Origin of the sequence: Methylococcus geothermalis (assembly GCF_012769535.1) — a bacterium.
GTDB lineage: Bacteria > Pseudomonadota > Gammaproteobacteria > Methylococcales > Methylococcaceae > Methylococcus > Methylococcus geothermalis.
The window spans coordinates 1668421-1692935 of the sequence record NZ_CP046565.1 but is presented as its reverse complement, the minus strand read 5'-3'; the positions used below and the strand labels follow the sequence as shown (position 1 = coordinate 1692935).

Annotated in this window: 15 protein-coding genes and 3 tRNA genes; 5 read left to right on the top strand and 13 right to left on the bottom strand. The window is 62.5% G+C overall.

All coding sequences use genetic code 11. The annotated features are described in order from the left end of the window. Positions 1-127: 127 nt before the first annotated feature. The 4 genes from GNH96_RS08185 to hypE all read right to left on the bottom strand — a co-directional run bounded on the left by GNH96_RS08185 (position 128) and on the right by hypE (position 9395). On the bottom strand, positions 128-4174 hold the full coding sequence (locus GNH96_RS08185) for a bifunctional diguanylate cyclase/phosphodiesterase (protein ID WP_169603229.1): 4047 nt from the start codon (positions 4172-4174) through the stop codon (positions 128-130). A 58-nt stretch (positions 4175-4232) separates the two neighbouring features. Then, the gene (locus tag GNH96_RS08180) at positions 4233-6323 is read right to left on the bottom strand and encodes a methyl-accepting chemotaxis protein (RefSeq protein WP_169603228.1); all 2091 of its coding nucleotides are present in this window, start codon (positions 6321-6323) and stop codon (positions 4233-4235) included. Positions 6324-6451: 128 nt separating this feature from the next. After that, positions 6452-8167 (bottom strand): ABC transporter ATP-binding protein/permease, encoded by a 1716-nt coding sequence (locus tag GNH96_RS08175; RefSeq protein WP_169603227.1) that lies wholly within the window; start codon positions 8165-8167, stop codon positions 6452-6454. Positions 8168-8369: 202 nt separating this feature from the next. Then, the gene (gene hypE / locus GNH96_RS08170; protein WP_169603226.1) at positions 8370-9395 is read right to left on the bottom strand and encodes a hydrogenase expression/formation protein HypE; all 1026 of its coding nucleotides are present in this window, start codon (positions 9393-9395) and stop codon (positions 8370-8372) included. 136 nt (positions 9396-9531) lie between these two features. On the opposite strand from hypE, the gene GNH96_RS08165 reads away from it, so the two are divergent. Beyond that, a tRNA-Gly gene (locus GNH96_RS08165) sits at positions 9532-9607 on the top strand. A gap of 53 nt (positions 9608-9660) precedes the next feature. Next, positions 9661-9734, top strand: a tRNA-Cys gene (locus GNH96_RS08160). 231 nt (positions 9735-9965) lie between these two features. On the opposite strand, the gene GNH96_RS08155 is transcribed toward GNH96_RS08160, so the two are convergent. The 7 genes from GNH96_RS08155 to GNH96_RS08120 all read right to left on the bottom strand — a co-directional run bounded on the left by GNH96_RS08155 (position 9966) and on the right by GNH96_RS08120 (position 18813). Then, positions 9966-10466 carry a DUF1269 domain-containing protein gene (locus GNH96_RS08155; protein WP_169603225.1) on the bottom strand — a complete coding sequence of 167 codons (501 nt, stop codon included), beginning with the start codon at positions 10464-10466 and terminating at the stop codon, positions 9966-9968. A gap of 339 nt (positions 10467-10805) precedes the next feature. Next, positions 10806-10892 (bottom strand) — tRNA-Leu (locus GNH96_RS08145). A 174-nt stretch (positions 10893-11066) separates the two neighbouring features. Next, a complete protein-coding gene (locus tag GNH96_RS08140) occupies positions 11067-13472 on the bottom strand; it encodes a PAS domain S-box protein (RefSeq protein WP_169603224.1) in 2406 nt (801 codons plus the stop codon). 3 nt (positions 13473-13475) lie between these two features. Beyond that, positions 13476-14102: an MEDS domain-containing protein gene (locus GNH96_RS08135; protein ID WP_169603223.1), complete on the bottom strand. Its 627-nt coding sequence runs from the start codon at positions 14100-14102 to the stop codon at positions 13476-13478. A 73-nt stretch (positions 14103-14175) separates the two neighbouring features. Next, positions 14176-16410, bottom strand: coding sequence for a heavy metal translocating P-type ATPase (locus GNH96_RS08130; RefSeq protein WP_169603222.1), 2235 nt, complete (start codon positions 16408-16410; stop codon positions 14176-14178). Between the two features lie 111 nt (positions 16411-16521). Next, positions 16522-18237 (bottom strand): DUF2207 domain-containing protein, encoded by a 1716-nt coding sequence (locus tag GNH96_RS08125; RefSeq protein ID WP_169603221.1) that lies wholly within the window; start codon positions 18235-18237, stop codon positions 16522-16524. A gap of 15 nt (positions 18238-18252) precedes the next feature. Beyond that, entirely contained in the window at positions 18253-18813 is a 561-nt protein-coding gene (locus GNH96_RS08120) for a LemA family protein (protein ID WP_169603220.1), read from the bottom strand. 180 nt (positions 18814-18993) lie between these two features. Here GNH96_RS08120 and GNH96_RS08115 point away from each other — a divergent pair, with 180 nt between their 5' ends. Together GNH96_RS08115 and pyrC are read left to right on the top strand one after the other, a co-directional pair. Further along, on the top strand, positions 18994-21336 hold the full coding sequence (locus GNH96_RS08115; protein ID WP_169603219.1) for a TonB-dependent receptor: 2343 nt from the start codon (positions 18994-18996) through the stop codon (positions 21334-21336). 58 nt (positions 21337-21394) lie between these two features. After that, positions 21395-22438, top strand: coding sequence for a dihydroorotase (pyrC, locus tag GNH96_RS08110; protein WP_169603218.1), 1044 nt, complete (start codon positions 21395-21397; stop codon positions 22436-22438). A 61-nt stretch (positions 22439-22499) separates the two neighbouring features. Here the strand turns inward: pyrC and GNH96_RS08105 are convergent, their stop codons facing one another. Next, positions 22500-23363, bottom strand: coding sequence for an MlaA family lipoprotein (locus GNH96_RS08105; RefSeq protein ID WP_169603217.1), 864 nt, complete (start codon positions 23361-23363; stop codon positions 22500-22502). Between the two features lie 151 nt (positions 23364-23514). Between GNH96_RS08105 and rnt the strand changes: the two genes are divergently transcribed. Then, the gene (gene rnt / locus GNH96_RS08100) at positions 23515-24144 is read left to right on the top strand and encodes a ribonuclease T (RefSeq protein WP_169603216.1); all 630 of its coding nucleotides are present in this window, start codon (positions 23515-23517) and stop codon (positions 24142-24144) included. A gap of 6 nt (positions 24145-24150) precedes the next feature. Here rnt and grxD read toward each other — a convergent pair whose 3' ends face one another. Further along, a complete protein-coding gene (gene grxD, locus GNH96_RS08095; protein ID WP_169604633.1) occupies positions 24151-24483 on the bottom strand; it encodes a Grx4 family monothiol glutaredoxin in 333 nt (110 codons plus the stop codon). Positions 24484-24515: the final 32 nt, after the last annotated feature.

Genomic DNA, 24515 nt, shown 5'->3' with positions numbered 1-24515 from the left:
GACGACGACATCCGCTCGCGCCGTGACCATTGCCCGTTGCCGGCGGAAGCGAAGGGAAACGGGTTCCGCTGCAAGGCTTCCGCGTTCGAGGCCGGCTTGCGATAGGGCTGCTCCCCGCAAAAGCGCCTCAGCTTCGATAGCGCCTATCCGTCTGTAGCCGCATCGTGTGCTCCATGCGCCATTTGGTGAATTCCTTCGAACCCAGGGGGCGCGAGAACAGGTAGCCCTGGCCGAAGTCGCAACCCTGCTCCAGCAGGATGCGACGCTGTTCCTCGCTTTCCACCCCTTCGGCGATCACCTTGAGCCCCAGGCTGTGCCCCAGTGCGACCACCGTGCCGGCAATGGTCCTGTCGTCGGCATCGAAGGCGATGTCGCGGACGAAGCTCCGGTCTATTTTCAAGGTGGCGATCGGCAGGTTCTTGAGATAGGACAGACTGGAATACCCTGTGCCGAAATCGTCGATGGAGAGGCTGCACCCCAGCGCGATCAGCTCCTGCAGCACTTTCATGGTTTGGGCATCGGCATCCAGCAGGGTGGATTCGGTCAACTCGAGCTGCAGGGCCGAGCCCGCTACGCCATAACGGGACAGCAACGACTCGACCCGCTCGAGCAATCGCGGATCGCGGAAATGGCGAGCGGACAGATTGACGCCGACGATGATCGGCGGCAGGTCGGCTTTTTGCCACTGGGCGAGATGCCGGCAGGTGTCTTCCAGCACCCAATCGCTGATCGCAACGATCAGATCATTGCTTTCCGCGATGGGGATGAACTGATCGGGCGATAGCAGGCCCCTCGCCGGATGCTGCCAGCGCACCAACGCCTCTGCCCCAACCAGTTGCCCGTTGGCCAGATCGATTTCGGGCTGGAAGAAGGTCCGGAGCTCGCCGGCGGGAATCGCCTCCCTGAGTTCGGAAAGCACGGTCAGACGCGCCCGGATGTCCACGTTCATTCCGGGATCGTAAAAGCGGAACTGGTTGCGGCCCTGCTGTTTGGCATGGTACATCGCGGTGTCGGCGTTGCGGAGCAACGTTTCGAAATCGGACCCATCATGGGGGTAAAGGCTGATGCCGATGGAACCCGTGACCGCGAAGGCCTGACCGGAATGTTCGAACGGCTTGCGCAGGGCTGCCAGTATCTTGTCGGCGACTTGCGAGATGCCATCACGCCCCATGTCCGGCAGGAGCAGCGCGAACTCGTCCCCTCCCAAGCGCGCGATGGTGTCGGTGTCCCGGGTGAATTCCTTGATCTGTGTGGCCACCCGGACCAGCAGTTCGTCGCCCACCTGATGGCCGAGGGAATCGTTGACGTCCTTGAAGTGGTCGACATCCAGGAAAACCACGGCCAGCTCTTCCTTGCGGCGCTCCGCCAGGGCCAGGGCGTATTCGGCACGCTCCATCAGATAACGGCGGTTGGGCAGGGCCGACAGAGGGTCGTAATAAGCCAGATGGTGAATATGCTCTTCCGCCTCCTTGAGACTGGAAATGTCCGCGGCAACCCCGATGTAATTGACCGTGGCGCCCGTTTCGTCGCGCACCGCCACGATCGTTTCCAGCACCGCGAAAAGCTCGCCGTTCTTGCGCCGGTTCCAGAATTCGCCCTGCCAGGACCCTTCCTGCTCGACGGCCCGCCACATCGCCGCATAGTATTCCTTGCCGTGCCGGCCGGATTGCAGGAACATGGGCGTTCTGCCCACGGCCTCTTCCGGACTGTAACCGGTCATGTCGCTGAAGGCGGGATTCACCGCCACGATGACGCGGTTCGCGTCGGTCACCATGATCGACTCCCGTACCGCTTCGAACACCTTGCCGGCCAGGAGCAGGCGTTCGTCGCCTTTCTTCCGGTCGGAGATGTCGATGCACGATCCGATATAGCCGACGAATTCGCCTGCGGCATCGAACCGCGGTGTCGCTTTGCCCAGCATGGTACGGTATTCCCCGTCGCGTCGGCGCAAGCGATATTCGATCTCGAACGGCATCCGCGTTTCAAACGCGGAGGAATAGACGCCGCTGCAGCGTAAGCGATCGCCCGGATGAACGCCCTCCAGCCAGCCATCCCCCAGTTCGTATTCGAGTGAGCGGCCGGTGAAATTCAGCCACATGTCGTTGAAGAAAATGCATGCGCGCGAGGTATCGGCCATCCAGATCAGCACGGGCGCCGAATTGGCCGCCAGCCGGAACCGTTCTTCGCTCTCCCTGAGCCGCATTTCGCTTCTTTCCCGCTCCGCATCACCGGCCAGGATGTCCAGCGCGAAGGACACGTCCATGGCCATGGTATCGAGCACGGCGACGATATCCTCCGAAAAGAAACCCGCTTCACTCGCGTAAAGGTTGATCGCCCCCACCACCTTTCCGAACCGCCGAATGGGAAAAGCGCCGGAGGCGCGCACGCCCGCCGCGCGCCCGACCTCATGCCAAGGCTGTGTGGCCGGATCGGCGAGAAAGTCGTCGCTGATCACATGCTGGCCGGCGGTCACGGCCATCCTCGTGGGACCCCGATGCTGGTCCGGCGCTCCGACGGACAGCTTCAGCCGCCCGACATAATCGGCATCGTCACCGTACTGAGCGACCGGGGTCACGATGCCGGTTTCACCATCCACCATCCCGATCCAGGCGAACCGAAACCCGCCATGAGTGACGGCGATCCGGCAGATTGAATCGAACAGTTCCTGCTCGCCGGTATGGCGCACGATGATCTGATTGGTCTGCGCCAGCAGGCTGTACAGGTTCTTCTGCCGCGCCAGCGCCCGTTCGATGCGTTTGCGCTCGCTCACGTCCCGAACGATTGCCTGAATGAAATCGGAGCCTTCCACATTGATCGAGCGGACGCTCAGTTCTACGGGAACAGGCACGCCATCCTTGCGCGTATGCACCGATTCCCAGACCCCGCTGCCCCGGGCAACCACCTCGTCCAGCCGGGCCCGCTGGGCATCTTCCTCCTCGCCGGCCACGACGCCGGCCAATGGCATCCCGGTGAGCTCCTCGCGGGCATAGCCATAGAGCTCCAGCGCACGATCGTTGGCGTCGACGATGCGATGATCCCGGTCGGCCAGAAGAATGGCATCGTTGGCATATCGGACGAAGTATTCGAAGCGTCTCAGCAGTTCGGACCGTTCCCTTTCGGCGCATAGCGCGAGGCTGGCATGGCGCCGATCCGAACGCCACCCGGCCAGCGCCACTGCCGCCGCGATGGCACTCATCAGTCCGAGCCATGATGCTCCCAGGAAAAACGGCCTGGATTCTCCCCGGGACGACGACGGATTCATCTCGACCATCACGAACCAGGCCGACCCCGGAATCGGCGCCCCCAACGATAACAGCGTCGCACCGGCATCGCGCTGCCGTGCCAGCAACCCGCGCTCTCCCTGTACGATCCTGACCGTCGGTTCGGAAATCTGGGTCACCGGTGTGCGCATCGTCGGCCGCCCGTCCCGCTCGAGAAAGTGCCGGTCCAGGGATACCACGTGGTTTCCCCGCTGGCCAAGCAGGGAAATTTCTGCCTTGTGCTGGAACAGCGGCAGAGCCTCGAACAGGGCGCGCAGAAAATGCCCGGCATCGGCCACCATCACGATGACGCCGATGCGCCGCTCTTCGTTCTTTTCATACGGAAGAGGAACGAGAGCGTCGGTCAGGAAACGACCCTCGTCCGGCGAAAGATACCAGTCGCTCAAGACGGGATGCGATTCCTCCAGCTTACTTGGTATCGGGGAGTGCTTGTCCTCGCCTCCTCGATCGTTTTCGCCCTTGCCAGAAAGCGACAAATGAACCCTGCCATCGGCGTCGAGCAACAGGATATCCAGGTAGTCGCCCGCTTGCCGGCAGGATTGCATTTGCGCCAACACCCGCTGAGTCGAAGCGGCATCGCGCTTGTCCGCGGCCAGCCAGGCGCCGGCCGTCGACAGGAATGCGGCATTCCCTGCCACCTGCATCGCGTCGGCCAATCTTTCCGCACGCCAATGGGCAATGTGCTGGAATTTTGCTTGAACTACCGCGGCCAGCGTATCCCCGGCGTGCAGGCGCAAATGTTGCTCATGGGCCTGATAGAACTGCAATCCGCCTGCCAGGGTGATACAGACCGTCAACGCGATGATGACCGACCAAGCGGACCAGCGCCGGGAGGGACGCGCCGCCGGTATCCGATCCGCGCCATGGAATGTCCGCCGTAACTCTTTGCTCATTGTTTCCCCTGGGCATGACGCGGAACGCAAAGTAACGCCATGAAACCGCCGAAACGGCTTACAGCCTGAACCTGCCGATTTCGGCCTGCAGTTCCTGAACCGCGGCATACAGCTTGACCACCATCAAGCTCAAGTTCTCGGACGATTTCGCCGCCCCTTGAGCCTCGTCCCTCAACGCTGCCATCGCGCCATTGATTTGCTGCGCACCCTCCGCCTGCGCGCGCATGCCGTCGTAAACCTGGCCGAAACGCGGCAACAATTGGTCGACCCGCGCCAGAACAACCGTGAAATGCTCGGCCAGCCGCCGCACGTTCGACAACCCGCTCGTGCGCATCTCCTCCTGGAAGGCTTCCAAAACCTCGACCCCGCCCGCAACCGCGAATTGCATATCCCGTACCATCCGCTCGACGTCCAGGGCGGCCACGGCGCTTTGGTCGGCAAGCCGCCTGATCTCGCCGGCGACAACGGCGAACCCCGCCCCCTGCTTTCCCGCCTTTTCGGCTTCGATCGAAGCGTTCAACGAAAGCAGATTGGTCTGCACGGCGATGTCGGTCATGGCATTCATGATCCTGTTGATACTCTTGGCTTGCTCGCCAATAGCGGCGAAGCGCTCCACCACCGATGCCATTCCGTTGCTCATGCGATGCATCGCCGCCTCCGTTTCTGCCAGACTTTCCTTTCCGGACGAGGCGATTTCGGCCGTTTCCGAAGTGGCCTGGGCGACATCGGCGATATTGCGGACCATCTCATCCCCGGTCGTCGAAATCTCCCGAACCGAAGCCGCGATCTGCTGCGTCAGCGCGCCGAAATCATGCGCCAGTCTCTCTTCATGGCGGGCCGCCGCGGTGATTTCATCGCCTATGGAGACCAGTTGCTGGCTGGACAGTTTCACCCGCCCGATCAAATCGGCCAAAGCCTGCCGCATCGCGCCCAGGGCTCTCACCAAATCGCCGATTTCATCCGTACCGGCCGCATCCAGCCTGGAATTCAGATCGCCCGCCGCGACTTGCGCGGCGACGCTGGCGGCCACCTCGATACGCTGGGTCACGGCACGCAAGGCCACGAACGCCAGCGCCAACACGGAGACCAGAATACCGGCCGATACACCCAGCGCGCCCTCGACGGTATCGATCAGGCCAGCCAGGATTTCGGCACGGCTGGCGGCCAGAACCAAGGTCCAGTCCCCGTTGGCGAGGTGAGTCGACACGAAATAGGTTTCCGCCCCGTTGCGCGGATCACGCGCCAGTTGGAAGGTACCTTTGCCGGCATCGAGATAGGCCGGCTCCAGCACCGGCAACCACGCGGTGTCTTCTATGGGGCGGGCTCGCGCCGAAGGGTCCACTGTCGATGCAATGACGCGGCCCCGCTGGCTCAAGAGGAAAAATCCACCGGTTTCATGGCGATGCATACCCCGGAGAATATTGTCGATATCGTTGAGCGCCCGGTCCACCCCGGCGATCCCCAGGAACCGCCCCTCGAACGTCAAGGGGACGGTATGTTCCACCATGTATTTTCCCTCATAATCGTAAGGCTCCGTCACCATGGCGAACCGCTGGCCCTGGCCGGCATGCTCCCGAGGTCGGTAAAGCCGGCTGATGCCTCCCGCCAGACTGACGCCTTCGTCTTCCGATTTCCCTTCGTATCGATTCTTCGCGCCGCGATAATAGTAACTCGACTCCATGTCAATCAACGGCGACAGCTTTATCCGCGAAGAGTCCTCGCGGTCGCGGAACCAGTAAGGGATGAACCGTCCCTCCCCGCTCACCGCTGCGGAAGGGAGCTCCCCGCCCTCCGAAACCGGACGGTCGCGGCCGTCACCGTCAGGTTCATAACCGAAATAGGCCCCGGTAAATTCCGGAAAAGCCTCCAGGATCTTGCGAGCGAACCGCAGGGATATCAGCCGATTGCCGAAAAGACCCGCCTCTTGCGCCAGCGCCATGGTCTTCGGCACCGTCAAGGCCGTTATGTTGGCCAGCTCGATCCTCAACCCCGCCTCGTTGACTTCGGCCCGGAGCCTCAACTCCGATTCGCGGACCAGATCCTGATAGTAGTTCCAGATGACGAAGCCCAGCACGATGCCCATGGCCAGGGCCATGGGAAGAACGCAGGCGAGCAACAGACGCGCACGCACCGTCAATCGGAGTCGCATGTCGAAACCCTAAAGAGATAAGGGGTGTTGGAAAAGCCGTTCTCCCCTGGCCAGCGGGGGCTGGCGCAGGGCAAGGCTGAGAGGGGTCTGGGCGCCGCACCAAGGGCCGGATCGTCGGCTGGGCCGTGTCAGGCTGCCGTTTCGACGACGCCCCCTTCCCGGATTTCCTTCCACGACCAGCGGCCTTCGGGTTCCAGTTCCAGCACGGCGTCGTAGAAAGAAAGATTGTCGTGGCCATTGCCGAGGGTGATGTAAGCGATCGAGTTGTCATGCAGTATTTGCAGCACCCGGTCCAGTTGCTCGGCATCCAGCGCGGTCCCGGGCCGGTCCAGGAACACGAAGCGCGGCCCCAGCAGCAGCAGATGGGTGAAAGCCAAAAGCTGTTGCTCTCCCAATGACAGCACGTCGTCCCAATCGGGCTCCGTGTCCAGCCCGTTAACCCGGGTCACAATGGAATCAATGCCCAATGACCGCAAAGTCGCAAGGATCCGCTCATCGGAAACCTGCTCTTCGCCTCCCGTACGCAGCAAACACTCGCGTAGAGTACCCGGAGGCAAATAAGGCCGTTCCGGCAGAAACAACGTGTCCTCAAGGCCGGGACGGATGATCTTTCCGTTGCCCTCATCCCAAAGATCCGCCGTCGCCCTGAACAACGCAACCTTTGCAGTCTGGTTCTCACCCCGGATCAGGAGCCGGCCACCCGCGGGAATCTCCACGGAAAGCTGGTCGATCAAGACCCGGCCGTCGCGCGGGGAACGCAGAGTCAGCTTGTCGTAGGCGATCCGGTCGCACATCTCGCAGACTTCGATCGGAGATGCGGTTCTGGAACGCGCCTTCTCGATTGCCTGCACCAGGCCGCTCAGCCGGGCGATGACCGCCGTGTAAGCCGAAATCGACTGGAACTGCGTCACGATGAGTGAAAACGCGCCAAGCAGATAGGTAAAAGCCATCGCCGACTGGGTGATCACACCGAATTCGACCTTGCCTCGGATGAACAGAGGCGCAACGACCAGGGCAGGTATCACCGGAATCAGATAGTTGTACCAGGTGGTGAAGAACCCGAGGTTGCGGTTGACCGCGATCAATTTCCGGAAATTGGCGGTGAGCGCCTCCAGTTGACGCAGAAGGCGGGACTGTATCCGCCGCTCGCGATGCAGCAGCGCAATGGACTCGGCATTTTCGTGCACATGGATGAGGCCGGCCCGGAAATCTGCCTCGCGGTCGAGCTGGTCGTAATTCAGTTTCACCAGGGGCCGCCCCAGCCGTACGGTAAAATATGACCCCGCCACCGCGTAGACGACCGCGACCCCGAACAACAGAGGACTGATACTCCACATCACACCGGAAAATGCCACCACGGTGAACGAACCATTGAGAAGCATCAAGGTAAAAGACAGCGTGGTAACGGTGAAAGCCCGCACGTCCTCGGCGATGCGCTGATCGGGATTGGCAACCTCCTGACTCTCGTCGAGGCGATAGTAGACCCGTTCATCCAGGTAGGCGTTCACCAACCTTCGAGTCAGCCATTCCCGCCAGAGCAGGCCCAGGCGCTCTTCGCAGAACCGGTAGATCACCGCGGTGACGGTGGTTGCCGCAAACACGCCGAGATAGATCACCGCATACCAGATGAACTCACCCATGTAGCGGTTTTCGATCGCAGTCATGAAATCCCGGCCCACATAGCTGTTCACCACATTCAGGCCGTTGATCGTCAGCATCAGCAAGAGAAGCGAAGCAAACAGGACCTTGGCCTTCCAGCCCACCTCCGAACTGGTGAAATCCTTGACGCTGCCGACGATGCGCTTCAGGATCAAACCATACTTTGAGTCTTGTTCGGCGCTCATGATTGTTCTTCTCGATTGCTGTTCCCGCGGATACCAAGCAAAGCCAAGATCGCAAGGCACGACCACGAAAGAAGGCCGGCGGCTCGGCCCATTCGGCGCTTACCCGGCCGGGACCTGATTCCGACGGCGTTGAGGCATTATCGACAAAACGCGGAAAGACACAATCGACACCGCTGCAGACGCGGACCCTGAACCGCCGGTTTCAGCATATCCGGGGGAGCGGATCGTCTTCGAGTTCGGGAAGGAGTCTTTCCCCCCCCAGAGATGTCTGGAGGATGACGCGTGCGGGACCGGCCTCGATTGCTCCTGCGATACTCGCCTCCGTGAATCCCCCCGCTCGAAGCGCTCCCCGTGCCTCCGCGGCGACCGCAGCGTCCACGATCGCCACGACCCGTCCTTCACACGCCAGATAGTAGGGATCGTAGCCCAGGATTTCGCATACGCTGCGGACCTCGGGCCTAACCGGCAAATCGGTTTCCAGCAACCGAACCGTCGCGCGGGTTGTACGGGCGATCTCGTGTGCGACCGTCGCCACGCCTCCGCGCGTAGGATCCCGCATAAAACGCAGCCCCGCGAACCCGAGCAGAATTTCGGTGATGGGCAGAACGCTCTGCGCATCGGAACGGAGACTGCCAAACAAACCGAACTGCTCGCGCGCGAGCATCACCGCGGCGCCGTGATCTCCCACCGGACCGCTCACAATGATTCGATCCCCGGGCCGAACGCGGTGCAAGCCGAGATCCACCCCCGCCGGCCTTTGCCCGATGCCGGTGGTCGCCAGATATACTCCGCCCCCCTGCCCGCGCCGGACAACCTTGGTATCGCCCGCCAACACCCGCACACCGCAATCCGTGCAGGCGCGCGCCATCGACGCCACGATCCGCTGCAGCACCTCGATATCCAGCCCTTCCTCGATAAAGACGTTGAGACTGAGGAAGCGCGGCACCGCCCCGGAAACCGCTAGATCGTTGACCGTGCCATGCACCGCGAGACTCCCCACATCGCCGCCGGGGAATTCCAAGGGCTCTACCGTAAAACCGTCCGTTGTGATCATCCACTCCGCAACCCCGGCGTCCAGCGGAAGCCGTGCCGCATCGGCAGTGGTGTCGAGATCTTCCTGGCCGAAGTGAAAGGCGAAAATCTCCTCGATGATTTCCCGCATCAAGCGGCCCCCATTGCCGTGGGCCAGGGAAATCCGAACAGCATGACTTCGGTTGTCTTCATTCATGAGTAGTGACGGGAAGGACGCCTTGAACTCGGGGACAGCATAGCGGAATGCAGCATCGCCGCAGCTGCCGAGCCAGATTGTGGTGGCCAGATTGTTGACATGTGATTCAAGACCAGTATAATTTGCAGAATCGAATGCGGGAATAGCTCAGTTGGTAGAGCACAACCTTGCCAAGGTTGGGGTCGCGAGTTCGAGTCTCGTTTCCCGCTCCATCGCTTTCGGAAAAGCCGCGCTTCGAACCGCGGCTTTTTGCTTTAGCTTCAAAGGCTGAGTGGCAGAGTGGTTATGCTGCGGATTGCAAATCCGTCTATGCCGGTTCGATTCCGACCTCAGCCTCCATCATCTCAAGCAAATCCAGGCAGTTACAAACCTGCCTTCGGATTCGCTCAAGAAATGTCTGCCGCAATCCGGTCGCAATAGGGTACAAATCGCCGCCAAGGTGGTCGCCCCCTCATCGGACCATTCGTCCGTCAACGGCAGACAGCACGGCACTCATACGGCAACCCCCATGCCTGGGCGTCAAGCCTGACGCCCAGGCATCCGCCGGACATCGCATCCCATGCAGCACACCTACGGGAACGTATGTGGATCGGTGCCCTCACACGCCGCTTCCGGATGATGTTTCCTAATAATGCTCTCGATTTCCTCGATGCGGGATCGAGGCACATCAATCATCACCAGGATCTCGCCCTTCTCTATGGCCTCCTGATAGTGCTCGATCCTTCGGCTATCGACGTTAATACCGATCATGCTGGACATCAGCCCGCCGATCCCGGCGGCTGCCAGCGAAATTGCCGCCACTGCACCGCCTCCGAGAACCAGCCCGGTCGGCAACGCAATCGCAATCAATCCCGCCAGTATCCCGGTCACGCCGCCAATGGCAATCCCTTGTTCCAAGGCCGGGAAGAAATCGGATTTCTGCAAGAAGGAGGCTTCCGGCAAATCTTCCAAAGGAATGCCTGGTTTGGCGATCACATGGATATGGCGCTCCTCCACCCTTTCAAGAAGCAGCTCGTCTACGATCTGCTTGGTCATGTCGATGTTGGGCACAAGGAAATAGATGCGTCTCATGATCTTTACTCCTACGCGAAGGGTCACCTGCATTTTCGGCCTAAAACCCCCGACCGCGCCATCCCCTCGTCACTGCTCAAGTATCTGATGCCGTCTCTTTCCTGCCGTCCAACGCCTTACCGTCGTCCTGCGGAGGGGTCATCCGACAGTGATCTCATTGCCCGCGATCCACCGGCCCCGTCGGGAAGTGGGCCGCAGCTTTGGGTGGCTGGAGAAATGTCGCCGATTGTGGAAGAACCATGAGCGCCAGCTCAACACCGGCTTGCAGCGCATACGCTTGGCACTCCTCGTCCTGCTCATCAAGAAGATCGTGAACAGGCTCTAAGGCATGGCTTTTCCTGGTGCCTCGGGCCGGAATCGAACCGGCACGGCCTTGCAGCCGAGAGATTTTAAGTCTCTTGTGTCTACCAGTTTCACCACCGAGGCATGGGTCGTGCGGTAGCGGCTCGCATCTTACCATTTCGCATGGGGCCCTGGCAGCGCACACCGCCTCCTGCTCAGGTGAGGCATGATGCCGTGCGCTCCCCGACCGACACCCGGCGCCGGCTCACCGCTCCCGGCATCTCTATCCACGCCACTTCCACCTATCCGCAAGGGGCATCACTGCAAGGGGTAGCCTTCGTCCCGGAAAAGGGCCTTGCAGGCGTCGACAACCCGTGCGTCGTACCAGCTTCCGCGGCGCGCCTCCAGTTCCGCCAGCGCCGCTTCCTTGCCGAGACCGGGCCGGTAGGGGCGATGTGACGACATCGCCTCCATGACGTCCGCGACCGCGATGATCCGCGCGCCGAGGAGGATGGCATCACCGGCGAGTCCTTGCGGATACCCCGATCCGTCCAGCCTCTCGTGGTGCTGCAGGACCATGTCTGCGATCGGCCAGGGGAATGCGACGTCCTTGAGGATGTCGTATCCGACTTGGGGGTGGGTTTTGATGAAATCGAATTCCAAAGGGGTCAGCCGGCCCGGCTTGGTCAGGATTTCGGCGGGGATGCGAATCTTGCCGAGATCGTGGACCATGCCGGCCAGCCGGATGCCGTGCACCTCGTCTTCGGACAAATTCAGTTTTTTCGCGATGGCCGCGGCGAGATCGGCCACCCGCCGCTGGTGACCAGCAGTATAGGGATCCCGCATTTCAAGGGTGGTGGCGACGGCTTGAATCGTCTGCTCCAGGCTTCGCGTGATTCGATCGGCATTCTTCAGGCGTTCGGCCTGGTCCCGCAGATGAGCGATGCCGTATGCCATATCCCCCGCCAGCTTTTCCAGCAGCGCCATTTCGTCGCCTTCGAAGGCTTCCAGAGTCTCCGCACAGAGCCCCAGCATGCCGGCGACATCCGGGCCGTTCCGTATCGGAATCAGCGCGAAGGCATCGCAGCCTTGTTCAGCGGCATAGTGACACAAGGGGAACAGCGGCGACGCTTCGTCAATTTCCCGCACCACCCGCCTGATCCCCGAATGACCCACGCTGCGCAAGATGGAATCGAACACTTCACGCTTCCGCAGCCGCGAAACGCAATCCGCGATCCCCGGCGTTTCGCTGTGATAGACCTCAGGCGGCACATGGGCGTTCGGACCCTCCGGGAGCACGCCCACCCAAGCCTTGCCATACCCGCCGACGTCGGCGATGACGCGGCACATCTCGCCGAGCAGTTCGGCTTCGCTCCGCGCCCTGACCAGGACGCTGTCACAGCCGGTGACCGTCTTGAGAACCCTGTTGAGCCGCCGCAACGCTTGTTCCGATCGCTTGAATTCGGTGATGTCGCGCCCGATGGCGGATGCGCCCACGACCTTCCCCTCTTCGCCGCGCACCGGGGAAATCGTCAGCGAAACGTCGAATTGCGCTCCGCTCCTGGTCATGCTCCGAATCTCGAGATTCCGTACGGCCCTGCCGTTGGCCACTTCCGCCAGGCAGCGGCGGATCTCGCCGTGCAGCTCCGGGGGTACCAAACGGGTGACCGGCTGGCCGATGATTTCCTCGGCCCGGTAACCGAACATCCTCTCGGCTCCGGCGTTCCAGCTCGTGATGATGCCATCGAGGGTGTTGGCCAGGATGGCGTCCTCCGACGATTCGACGATGGCGGCCAGCCTGGCCTTGAGGGCATCCGCATGTTTCCGCTCGGTGATGTCCCGGATGACGCCGATGGCGATCCACTCCCCGCGGATCTTCACCGAAGAGACCGAAAGCTCTATCGGAAATTCACTGCCATCCTTGCGCATCGCGTACATTTCCCGGGTCAGACCGATCGCTGCGCCCGTGCCGCTGCGCTGGAACTCGGCGATTCCAGCGCGGTAAGGTCCGAGGTAGCGCTCCGGCGCCAGTACCTCGTGGAGGTCGCGTCCGACGATTTCATCGCTCAAGTAGCCGAACATGGCCTCCGCCGCCGGGTTCCAGTACATCACCCGGCCGCGGCCATCGATGATCGCGATGGCGTCCAGCGCCGCCGTGCTGATCTGGCGGAACTTCTCCTCGCTCTCGGCCAGATCGTCCTGAACAGCCCGCCGAATTTCGCATTCGCGTTGAAGCTCGGCGGTCTTCTCGGACAATGCGCGGGTACGCTCGTCCACACGCTGTTCGAGCAAGCGGTTGGAACGGGCCAGTTCAGCCACGTACGCCCGGTTCTCCAAGGTACGCGCCACCACGTTGGCGATGTTGCCCAGAAAATCCCGGTAATTCTGGAATTGCGCGGGCTCCGATAGGCGCAGCAGCAGCACGCCGTAGCAACGTGCCGCGATCCTCAAGGGATAGATGAACAGGCGCGCGCCTTCGCCCAAAGGGCCGGCCACGAGCCGCGCAGGATTCATCTCTAGGCCGTCACACACCGCGTCGAGGTCCGAAGACGCCGGCATGAGTTTGCCATCGACACAAAGGTGGGCGCCGGCGACCCCGGGTACTTCGGCCAGGGCGGCATCGAGAAACGCCGCGATACCTGCCGTGTCGGGAAGTACATCCAGGGTCTCCTGAATGACGAGGAGGCGACCCAGAACCGTCGCCTCCGGTTCCAAACGGGTCATCGCCTATGCGTGCCCTGCTGAATAGCGGGCAAAGTATTGCTCGGGAGGGAGATAGTAAGGATTGTGGACGACCTGTCCATGCACGATCATCATCGGATGGGCGTTGAGCACCTTGAACAAGGTGGCGCCGTCGAAGCGGTTGGCGTCGTACTGGCAGATCACGGTGAGCGGGCAATCGACCACCAGGAGGTTGATGCGGGATTCATATTCGGCCAGACGCTCCGAACCCGGCAGCCCCCGCAGCGCCCAATGCATTTCACCGGTGAGCCGGACGCCGTCGAATCCCTCCCCCATGCCCTCATCGTAGGCCGCACGCAGCCGATCCAGCATCCTTTCGGGCGAGAAACTGCCGTCCGGACAATACACCGCTACCGACGGCTCGACGTCCAACTGTGTTTCTTCCGCGGGCACGATACCGAGGCCGGCAAAGTAGTCGCGCAAACCCTGAGGGCTCATCTCCTCGACGAAATAGCCCACCTTTTCCCCTGCCTCCAGGCCGCTGCGCACGAACTCGGACATGATTTCCAGGCGTTCTTGTTCGTCGTTGTAGAGGTAGCACATGTGGGTGCCGGGCGGAAAAAGCTCGGCGGTGAAACCCAGCGAAACCATGCGCCGTGCGAATTCCGTCATGACGATCTCCTCCTTGTTGTGGGTTGTCTCGATGGCGGCGGAATGAGGAAAGGATAGGCTTTTTTCCGCCGATTCATAGCCAGCGCAAACGATTGGCGTTGGCCACCACGGTGACCGAAGAAAGCGCCATGGCCGCCCCGGCGATCATCGGGTTCAGCAGCACGCCGGCGAACGGGTACAGGATACCCGCCGCGACCGGTATGCTCAGGGTGTTGTAAATGAACGCCCCCAGCAGATTCTGCTTGATGTTGCGCACGGTCAGCCGCGACAAATGAATGGCTTCGGAGACTTTCAGCGGCGAACCCGCCATGATCACGACGTCACCGCTTTCGATCGCGATGTCGGTGCCGGTGCCGATGGCGAAGCCTACATCGGCTTGCGCAAGGGCCGGCGCATCGTTGATGCCGTCGCCGACCATGCCGACGATCTCACCGCGTGACTGGAGCTCCTTCACCACCGTCGCCTTGTCCTGCGGCAACACCTGGGCGCGGACCTCATCGATACCGGCCGCACGGGCGATCGCCTGCGCGGTGGCTTCATGGTCGCCGGTCACCATCAAGACTCGGACGCCGAGTTCCTTCAGGCGCTGCACCGCCTCGCGGGCGTCCGGCTTGATCGGGTCGGCGACCCGCAGCAGGCCGACCACCTGGCCATCGGCTGCAAGCAGGAGAGGCGTCAGCGCCTCCTTGAAACAGCTCGCCAGTTGGGCCTCGAAAGCCCGCAAATCGATGCCGTGCTTTTCCAGCATGGCCACATTGCCGAGCAGCAACCGAATGCCGTCGACGCTGCCGGCGACACCGTGACCGGGCTCCGCGACGAAACCGTCCACCGCGGACGTGGCTATCTTGCCCGCTTCCGCGGCCCGCAACACCGCCGAGGCCAGCGGATGTTCGGACCCTGCTTCGAGGCTCGCGGCCAGGCCCAGCACGCGTTTCTCCGACCAGCCCTTGGCCGTATCGATGCCCATCACGCTGGGCCGGCCTTCGGTGATGGTGCCGGTCTTGTCCAGCACCACGGCAGTGAGCCGGCCCGCGCTCTGCAACGCCTCCCCGCGGCGGATGAGGATGCCGTGCTGCGCCGCGCGCCCGACCGCGACCATGATCGAAATCGGCGTCGCCAGCCCCAAAGCGCAGGGACAGGCGATGACCAGCACCGTCATCGCGGTGACGAAGGCATAGCCGAAGGAAGGCGTCGGCCCGAAGATCCACCAAACCAGGAAGGTGAAGGCGGAGATGCCGACCACCGCCGGCACGAACACCGCGGAGACTTTATCCACCAGACGGGCGATCTCGGGCTTGGTGGCCTGGGCCTGCCGCACGCTGGCGATGATCTGGGCCAGCACGGTGTCGCGGCCGATGCGGGTGGCGCGGAACAGGAAAGTGCCGGACTGGTTCAGCGTGCCCGCCACCACCGTATCGCCCTCGCCCTTTTCCACCGGCATCGGCTCGCCGGTCAGCATGGACTCGTCCACGCTGGATCGTCCCTCGACCAGGATGCCGTCCACCGGGATCTTCTCGCCCGGCCGCACCCTCAGGATCTCGTCCAGCCCGACCTCGGAAATCGGCACGTCGAGTTCCTGGCCGTCGCGGATCACCCGCGCGGTGCGGGGCTGCAGGCCGATCAGCGCGCGGATCGCGGAGGAGGTCTTGCCGCGGGCGCGAGTCTCCAGCGCCGAGCCGAAATTGATGAAGGCGATGATGATCGCCGCCGCCTCGAAATAGGCGTGCTGCCCTTGCGCCGGCAGCAGATCGGCGGAATCGATGGCCACCGTCGAATAGAACCAGGCCGCGCCGGTACCCAAGGCGATCAGCGTGTCCATATTGGCCTGGCGATGCTGGAACGACTTGACCGCGCCGCGGAAGAAATGCCCGCCGGAGAAATAGAGCACGGCCAGCGTGAGCAGCGAAATGAGGGTCCAGAACGTCGTTCCGGCCGACGTCCCGATCATCGGAAACCAGTCCAGGTGCGCGCCCAGCATGAGCGGCACGCCCAGGGAGGCGGCCCAGGCGGCCTTTTTCAGCAGTTCGCGGTAGCGCTCCTCTTCCGCCCGCTCCTGCGCGGCAGGGTCTTCGAGGGACTCCATCACCGCGCCGTCGTAGCCCGCCGCCTTGAGAGCGGCTTTCAAGCTCTCCGGATCGGCCTTGCCCTTGACCAGGGCGGAATGGTCGCCGAAGTTGACGCTGACGGCCTCCACTCCCGGCACATCCTTCAATGCGGTTTCGACGGCCTCGACGCAACCTGCACAGCGCATGCCCAGGATGGACAAGCGCAGAGCCTGGTCGTCGCTCAAATCGTTAGGGTCGTTCATGACTCGCGAATCCTCGATGGTCTGCTAAGAATGGCGGGAAAGCCGGCGCAAGCGCCTTGCCAGTAGGGAAAAAACATATCATGGACAGCCGCAAACCCGCAGCACTGCACGCTAAAATCCACCGCCGCCGCCACCGCCGAAACCGCCGCCTGAACTTCCCCCGCTGAAACCCGACCCGCCGGAACTGCGCGGCGCCGAACTCATGGCCGCTGCGGCCTGAGTGGCCATGCGGCCGAGATCGCGGGCGAAATCGCCGGCATCGAAATCCATGGCGCCCCCCCGATACCAAGCCGGCGGCTGGGTACAGATGCCGGCGAATGCCGCGGCCCAGCGCTTTTCCAGCCCCAGCGCCATGGCATAGGGGAGCAGCTTCTCGAACATGTCGGGGGTGCGGATCATCCGGTCCATGCGGTCGGCTTCCACCTTTGCCAGGAAGTCCTCGAATCCCAGCGCGGCTTCCAGCACCCGAGTCCCGGCCAGCGTCCTAGCTGGCATGAAATAGCCGAAAGCGGCGACGATCGCTGCGGAAATCAAGCCGGGGAGGACCAGCGTGCCGGCGGCCATGCCCCAATGCAGGCGAGCGTAGTCGGCGGCCAGAATCGCGCCGAAGAACCAGACCACGCCGAGCATCAGACCGCCCAGCATGTAGTTCCTCCGCACCCGGTCGGGGCGGGCGGCGAAATAGCGTTGCGCCATCAGCGCGTCGAAGATCTTGTCGCGGATGCCGGGCACATGGGTATAGAACGTCCGTTCCATGTCGGAAAGCCGAACGCTTTCCGTCACCCCGCCGGAAAACACACCGCTCAAGAGTGCCCGCTCATGGGCGTGGAGTACGTTCCAGGCGGAAGGCGGCTGGCGCAGCCGGAACAGGTAATCGGTATCCTTCCAGATCCCCAGCAGCCTGTCGGTCTCCTGCTTTTCGATCAGCACATAGCCTTTGACCGCGAGGTCGACCAGGGTGGCGGTGATGTCCCGCATGTCCACGGCATTGTCGATCAGGGTTCCCAATTCGGCCGGCGTCAATCCCTCCGGCGGGCGGTACTGCGGGGCGATGGGGCGAAGGCGCGGGTCGCGGCCGCGGACCGACCAGTGCCGGTACATCGCGGCCAGCACGACCAGGGGCAGACCCAACGGCCAGTTGGCGCGCAGGAAATCCCCGGTCCTTGCCATCGCGCCGGGCCGCTGCACCACCCCTTTGTTCCAGCCGACGACCGCGGTCAGACCCTCGTGAAAAGCCAGAGGGCGCCGCATGCGGAAATCGATTTCGCGGCCGCGCACCTGCACATCCGCAGCCTCTTCCCGTGAACCGTAGCCGCCCGTGAAAGCCAGGGTACGGATGCCTTCGGCGCCGGACGGCAACACGATGTGGGCGCTGGCGGCCTCGATGGGAACCTCCCATTCGTCGCCGGTGATGTTCCAGTACAGCTCGTCGTGATCGTCGAAAAACTTGAGGCCGTTGCGCACCCGGTAATGCAACATCACGGTCTTCGCCACGTCCTCCGCGCCCGGGATCCAGATTTTGAACTTGCGGTAATGGCGCTCGCTGCCGTCTTCCACCTTCAATGGAACGCCCTGCTGATCGGTCACGCCGAGCAGATCGAGAAACAAGTGGTCGTTGAACCCCTGCGGCGTAGTGTACTCGACCGGAATCGAACGGTAGATGCCGTTCCAGCTCCCCTCGAAGCGCGGACGGATGGTTTCGGTGACGTCCAGCCCACCGTCCGCCCCGACCACGATGTCGGCATGGAAGCTCTGGATCACCAGAGACCGCGCCTGGACCTGAGAGGTACCAACCAGCCAGGCGAAAACCAGGATTGCCCACCGCATCGCCTAACGACCCCCTTAGTGGGCGCCGGTATCGAAACGCACGGCCGGCGTCTCGCGCTGGGCCGTCTCGCTGAGCTCGAAGAAGGGGCGGGCGGTGAAACCGAAGCTGTTCGCAATGAGATTGGAGGGGAACTGGGCAATCCGAGTGTTGAGATCGCGCACCGCGGCGTTGTAGTAGCGCCTGGCGTTCTGCACCGTGTCCTCGATTTCGGTGAGGGTGCCCTGCAGCTGGTTGAAGCTCTCGACCGCCCTCAGTTGGGGATACTGCTCGGCCAGCGCGAAGAGCTGCCGCAGCGCGCCGCTCAGGGCATCCTCCGCCTCGGCCCGCCCCGCGGCACCCCGCACCGACATGGCCCGGTTGCGTGCCTCGATGACGGCCTCCAGCGTGCCCTTTTCATGCGCCGCGTATCCCTTGACGGTTTCCACCAGGTTTGGGATCAGGTCGTAGCGGCGCTTGAGCTGCACGTCGATGTCGGCCCAGGCGTTGTCGCACTGCACCCGTAGCCGCACCAGGGCGTTGTAGATGAACACGATCAGCAGAGCGATCAGGATGAGAACCAGGACTGCATACTGCATGGCTGTTGTGACTCCTTATTGATTCAAAGAGACGCGAACGGACTCCGGAACGTCGCGGCAGTCTCTTGTCGCAGGGACGTTTTGTCAAACCGGCGGACACCCGAACGGCGGGATTTTTTCCCTATCCGCAGCAGGGCGCCATTCCCTATCATTGCGCGATTTCTTGAGCCCGACATCGACATGCGCAAGATCACGGTTTGCGGCATCGCCGCCTTGAGTTTCGCCCACTGCGCCGGCGCCGCGGAGGAACCCGCCAAGACCGCCGATATCAAGAAAGCAGCGGACAAGACGGTGCAACTGGAGACCGTCAAGGTCGTTGCCGATTCTCCAGTCGGCGATTCGGGCGTGGAGGAGTACAAGCTCCCCTCCCATGTCCAGACCGTCGACGCCAAGGAGCTGGACCAGGCGGAAAGCGTCACCCTGCCGGACTACATGAACCGCTTCTTCGGCAGCGTCAACGTCAACGACGCCCAGAACAACCCGTTCCAGCCGGACGTGCAGTACCGCGGCTTCGTCGCCTCGCCCTTGCTCGGGCTGCCCCAGGGCCTTTCGATTTATGTCAATGGCATCCGCTTCAACGAGCCCTTCGGCGACACGGTGAACTGGGACCTCATCCCCGAAGGCGCCATCGACAGGATGAGCCTGGAGTCCGGTTCCAACCCGGTGTTCGGCCAGAACACCCTGGGCGGCGCGATCAGCGTCCGCACCAAGACCGGCTTCACCGCGCCGGGCTACCGGGCCGAACTGTTCGGCGGTTCGTGGGGCCGCAACTCCGAGGAGGTCGAGAGCGGCTGGAACGATGGCGAATTCGGCGCCTATTTCCATTTCCGCCATTTCCACGAGGACGGCTGGCGCGAGTACTCGCCGACCGGGGTGATGCAGTGGTTCTCCACCCTGAGCTGGAAGAACGAGGAGCGCTCCAATCTCAACCTGAACTTCGCGGCGACCGATGACAACATGATCGGCAACGGCGCTGTCCCGGTCCAGCTCTACGAGCAACAGCCCAACGCCGTCTTCACCTACCCCGACCAGACCAAGACCAACCTGTTCCTGGCCTCGCTGGACGGCAACCACTGGCTGACCGACGAGATCGAACTGTCCGGCAACGCCTTCTTCCGCCAGAACCTCATCAGCACCTTCAACGGCGACGGTTCGGACTACGAACCCTGCGCAGGCGATCCCACCTACGTCTGCGACGACGGCGGTGAAGGCGGACAAGTCCTGGACATCTACGGCAACCCGGTCGTCAGCGGCCCCAAGGTGGAAGGCGCGACCAACAATTTCACCCAGACCAACCAACGCAACTACGGCGGCAGCCTGCAGACGGCGTTCAACCAGACGCTCGGCGGTTACGGCAACCGCTTCCTGGTCGGCGGCGTCTACAACCAGGGCCAGGTCGATTACGGCGCCGACACCGAACTGGCAGAACTCTTGAGCAGCCGCGGCACCCTGGGCAGCGGCGTCATCCTCGAAGAGCCGCGGGTGCGCCTGCATACCAGCGTGTACAACTACGGGGTCTATCTGAGCGATTCGTTTTCCCTCACGGACGAACTCACGTTCACCGTCGCGGGCCGCTACAACCTGACCCAGATCGAACTCGTCGACCAGATCGGCACCGAACTGAACGGCAACCACAGCTACGACCGGATCAATCCCTCCGCGGGCCTCACCTACCACTGGCGACCGGAACTCAACTTCTTCGGCAACTTCAGCCAGTCGAACCGGGCGCCGACGCCGCTCGAACTCAGTTGCGCCGACCCCGCCCAGCCATGCAAACTGCCCAACGCCTTCCTGTCCGATCCACCGCTCAAACAGGTGGTCGCGACCACCGGCGAAATCGGCGCGCGCGGTGGATTCGCGGACATCGATTTCGGTGGCGTCCTGGAGGGCGACATCAACTGGAACGCAACGCTGTTCCAGACCGAGAACAGCAACGACATCCTCTTCATCGCCTCCGGCGGCGTGTACAACAACCAGGGCTATTTCGACAACGTCGGCCAGACCCTGCGCCAGGGCTTCGAGCTTGGCGTCAACGCCGAGTTCGAGCGATTCCGCGTAGGACTGAATTACACCCTGCTCGACGCCACTTTCCAGACGCCGTTCGTCGAAAACAGCCCGAACAACCCCTACGCCCAGAACGGCTTGATCTACGTGCAAAAGGGAGACCACATTCCGGGCATCCCGCAGAACATGCTGAAGTTCAACGCTTCCGTGACCATCCTGGAAGGACTCACCGCCGGCACCGAGATCATCTACAACAGCGGGCAGTATCTGCGCGGCGACGAAGCCAACCTGACCGCGCCGCTGGAGGACTACACCATCGTGATGCTGCACGGCGAATACCGCTACGACGATCATTTCTCGCTGTTCTTCCGCGTCAACAACCTGTTCGACGCGCAGTACCAGACGTTCGGCATGTACGGCAATCCTCAGGAAGTGCTGGGGCCTGAATACACCAACAACCGCTTCGTCGGGCCGGGTTCGCCCAGGGCCGCCTGGGCGGGGGTCAAGCTGGCGTTCTGAGGGCAAGGCCGGCGGGAGGCCGGTATAATTCGGCGGAAGACCTCATCCCGGAATCGACATGGATTCGATCACGCTGGCGACACCCGACGACTGGCATCTGCACCTGCGCGACGGCGCGGCGATGGCGGATATCGCAGACCACAGCGCCCGTCAATTCGGCCGGGCGGTCATCATGCCCAACCTGAAGCCGCCGGTGACGACGGTAGCGGCGGCGCTGGAATACCGTGGACGCATCCTGGCCGCCCTGCCGGAAAACGCGCAGTTCGAGCCGCTGATGACGCTTTATCTGACGGATGCCACGCCCGTCGAGGAGGTCGAGCGCGCAGCGGATACGCCGGAAATCATCGGATTCAAACTCTACCCCGCGGGCGCCACCACCCATTCCGAGGCCGGGGTCACCGGTATCGAAAAGGCTTACCGGGCGATCGAAGCCTTGGAACGGCATGGCGTACCGCTGCTCGTCCACGGCGAAGTCACCGACGCGGAAGTCGACATTTTCGACCGGGAAGCGCGTTTCATCGAATCGGTTCTGGAGCCGCTGGTCCAGCGTTTCACGGAATTGCGCGTCGTCCTGGAACACGTGACGACCAAGGAGGGCGTGGAGTTCGTGCGAAGCCGCGGGCCACGGGTCGGAGCCACCATCACGGCCCACCACCTGCTCTACAACCGCAACGCCTTGCTGGCCGGCGGCATCCGTCCCCACCATTACTGCTTGCCTGTGCTCAAGCGCGAATCCCATCGGCAGGCGCTGGTGGCAGCCGCGACCAGCGGCGATGCGCATTTCTTCCTGGGCACCGACAGCGCCCCCCACCCCAAGCCGCAAAAGGAAAGCGCCTGTGGTTGCGCCGGCTGCTACACGGCGTATACGGCCATCGAACTCTATGCCGTGGCGTTCGAGCGGGCAGGCGCGCTGCACATGCTCGAGCGGTTCGCCAGCCACCATGGCGCCGATTTCTACGGACGGCCCAGGAACGGCGGCACCCTGACCTTGCACCGAGCGAAATGGCGGGTTCCAGAAACCTTGGCGTTCGGACCGGAACGAGTGGTTCCCGCCATGGCGGGCGAAACCCTCGACTGGCGAGCATCTCGCCGCACGCTCTGAATGCCGGCCATGAAAAAGCCCGCGCGGAGCGGGCTTTTTCATGCGATGGTGGAAAAACCGGTCAGGGTGACGCCGGTTTTGCCTCGTCCTTCCCTTCTTTCTCTCTGGCCTCCGTGGCCCGGTCTTCGACGCCCTGCAGCTCGAACTCCATTTCGATCCCTTCGCCACCGCCGAAATCTTCTTCCAACGGCGGATTGCCGTCGTGGATCAGATAGTTCCGCTGCTGGAAATAGGCGTTGCGAATGAATTCGTAGCGGTCCACCGAAGCCTCGTCGGCGATCTTGGTCGCGCTCAGCATATCGGCACGGATGTCCACATACCGTCCCGCCCCGGCCCCCCAGGGAATGCTCGCCGGGGTGATGTAGTTGATCGGATTGGCCGCCGTGTCCCCGGCGAAACCGACGACGCCGCGCGGCGACCCCGGTCCGATGACGGGCAGCACGAGATAAGGGCCGGCGGGAACCCCCCAGGTCGCCAGAGTCTGGTCGAAATCTTCGTAATGCTTGGGCAGATCGAGCTTGTCGGCGACGTCGATGAAGCCTGCCATACCGATCGTCGAATTGACGATGAGGCGCCCCAGATCCTGTCCCGTCTGCACCAGCTTGAACTGGAGCAGATCGTTCGCGATCACGGACACATCGTCGACGTTGCTGAAAAAGTTCGTCACGCCTTTGTCGACGAACTTGGGCGCCGCCCATTGATAGCCTTTCGCCACGGGCTTGAGGAAGTAGTCGTCCAACCCGTCGTTGAATGACTGAGCGCCCCGATTCCATCCTTCCCAAGGATCGCGCGAGTCGGAATGTGTCGGCGGGGTGCCCGCGCTGGCCGTTTCCTGCTTGACTGTGTCCGACGCACAGCCGGCGGCCCCTGCGACCGCCATGAAGACCAGCACCAGCCGGCCCGGCATGATTCGAGAATTGTCCATTTATTTTTGTACCCTTGATCTCGTGGTTCCAGGGGATCTTGACGCGTGTGCGTATTCTAAACGCAATACCGTAATCCGCAATGCAATCACCCCCGAAATCGCCTTACAATGGGTTTCAATGCACCGCAAACCGGCGATCGCCCCCCCTTATATGACATCCCGCAAATCCCCCATGGCCCGGCGCTTCCGGAGTTACCTGCCAGTCGTTGTGGACGTCGAGACTTCGGGTTTCGATCCGCATGCCAACGCCCTGCTCGAAATCGCCGCCGTCCACTTGGACATGGATGAAACGGGAAATCTTCACCCCGTTCGAACTCATCAGCTGCATGTGAAGCCCTTCGAAGGCGCCAAACTCGAGGAAGCGGCGTTGAGCTTCAACAAGATCAATCCGTTTCACCCCTTCCGGTTCGCAGTGGACGAACGCGAGGCGCTGTCGCAGATTTTCGACGCGGTCCAGCAGTCGATCCGGCAACACGGCTGTACCCGGGCGATACTGGTGGGCCACAACCCGGCATTCGACATCGCTTTTCTCAATGCCGCGTCGAACCGGGCCAGGATCAAGAAGAATCCCTTTCACCCCTTCAGCACATTCGACACCGCAACCCTGGGCGGCCTGGCCTACGGCCAGACCGTCCTGGCGCGCGCGGCACAAGCGGCGGGGCTGAGCTGGGACCCCCAGGAAGCCCATTCGGCCGCCTACGACGCCAATCAGACCGCCCGCTTGTTCTGCACCATCGTCAACCGTTGGAAACGGCTGAACGACCTCCTGCCGCAGGAATGATCGGCCTCATGCCTTCCGCTCGCCGGCCGTCTTGACCTCGGCGAGCAGTTTCTGCAGTTCACCGCTCTCGTAGAGCTCCATCATGATGTCGCTGCCTCCGATCAGTTCCCCTTTGACGAACAACTGAGGAAAGGTCGGCCACTGGGAGACCAGCTTCAGGTTCTCACGAATCTCGGGGGCCTCGAAAACATTGACGAAGGCGTACTCCGCTCCGCACTGGTCGAGAATGTGGACGGCCCTTCCGGAAAATCCGCACTGGGGGAAATCCGGCGTTCCCTTCATGTACAGGATGACGGGATTGTCTGCGATCTGGCGCTTGATACTTTCGATCACGTCCACGGTTTGCCTCTTCATTGGTCCGAGTGAAATTT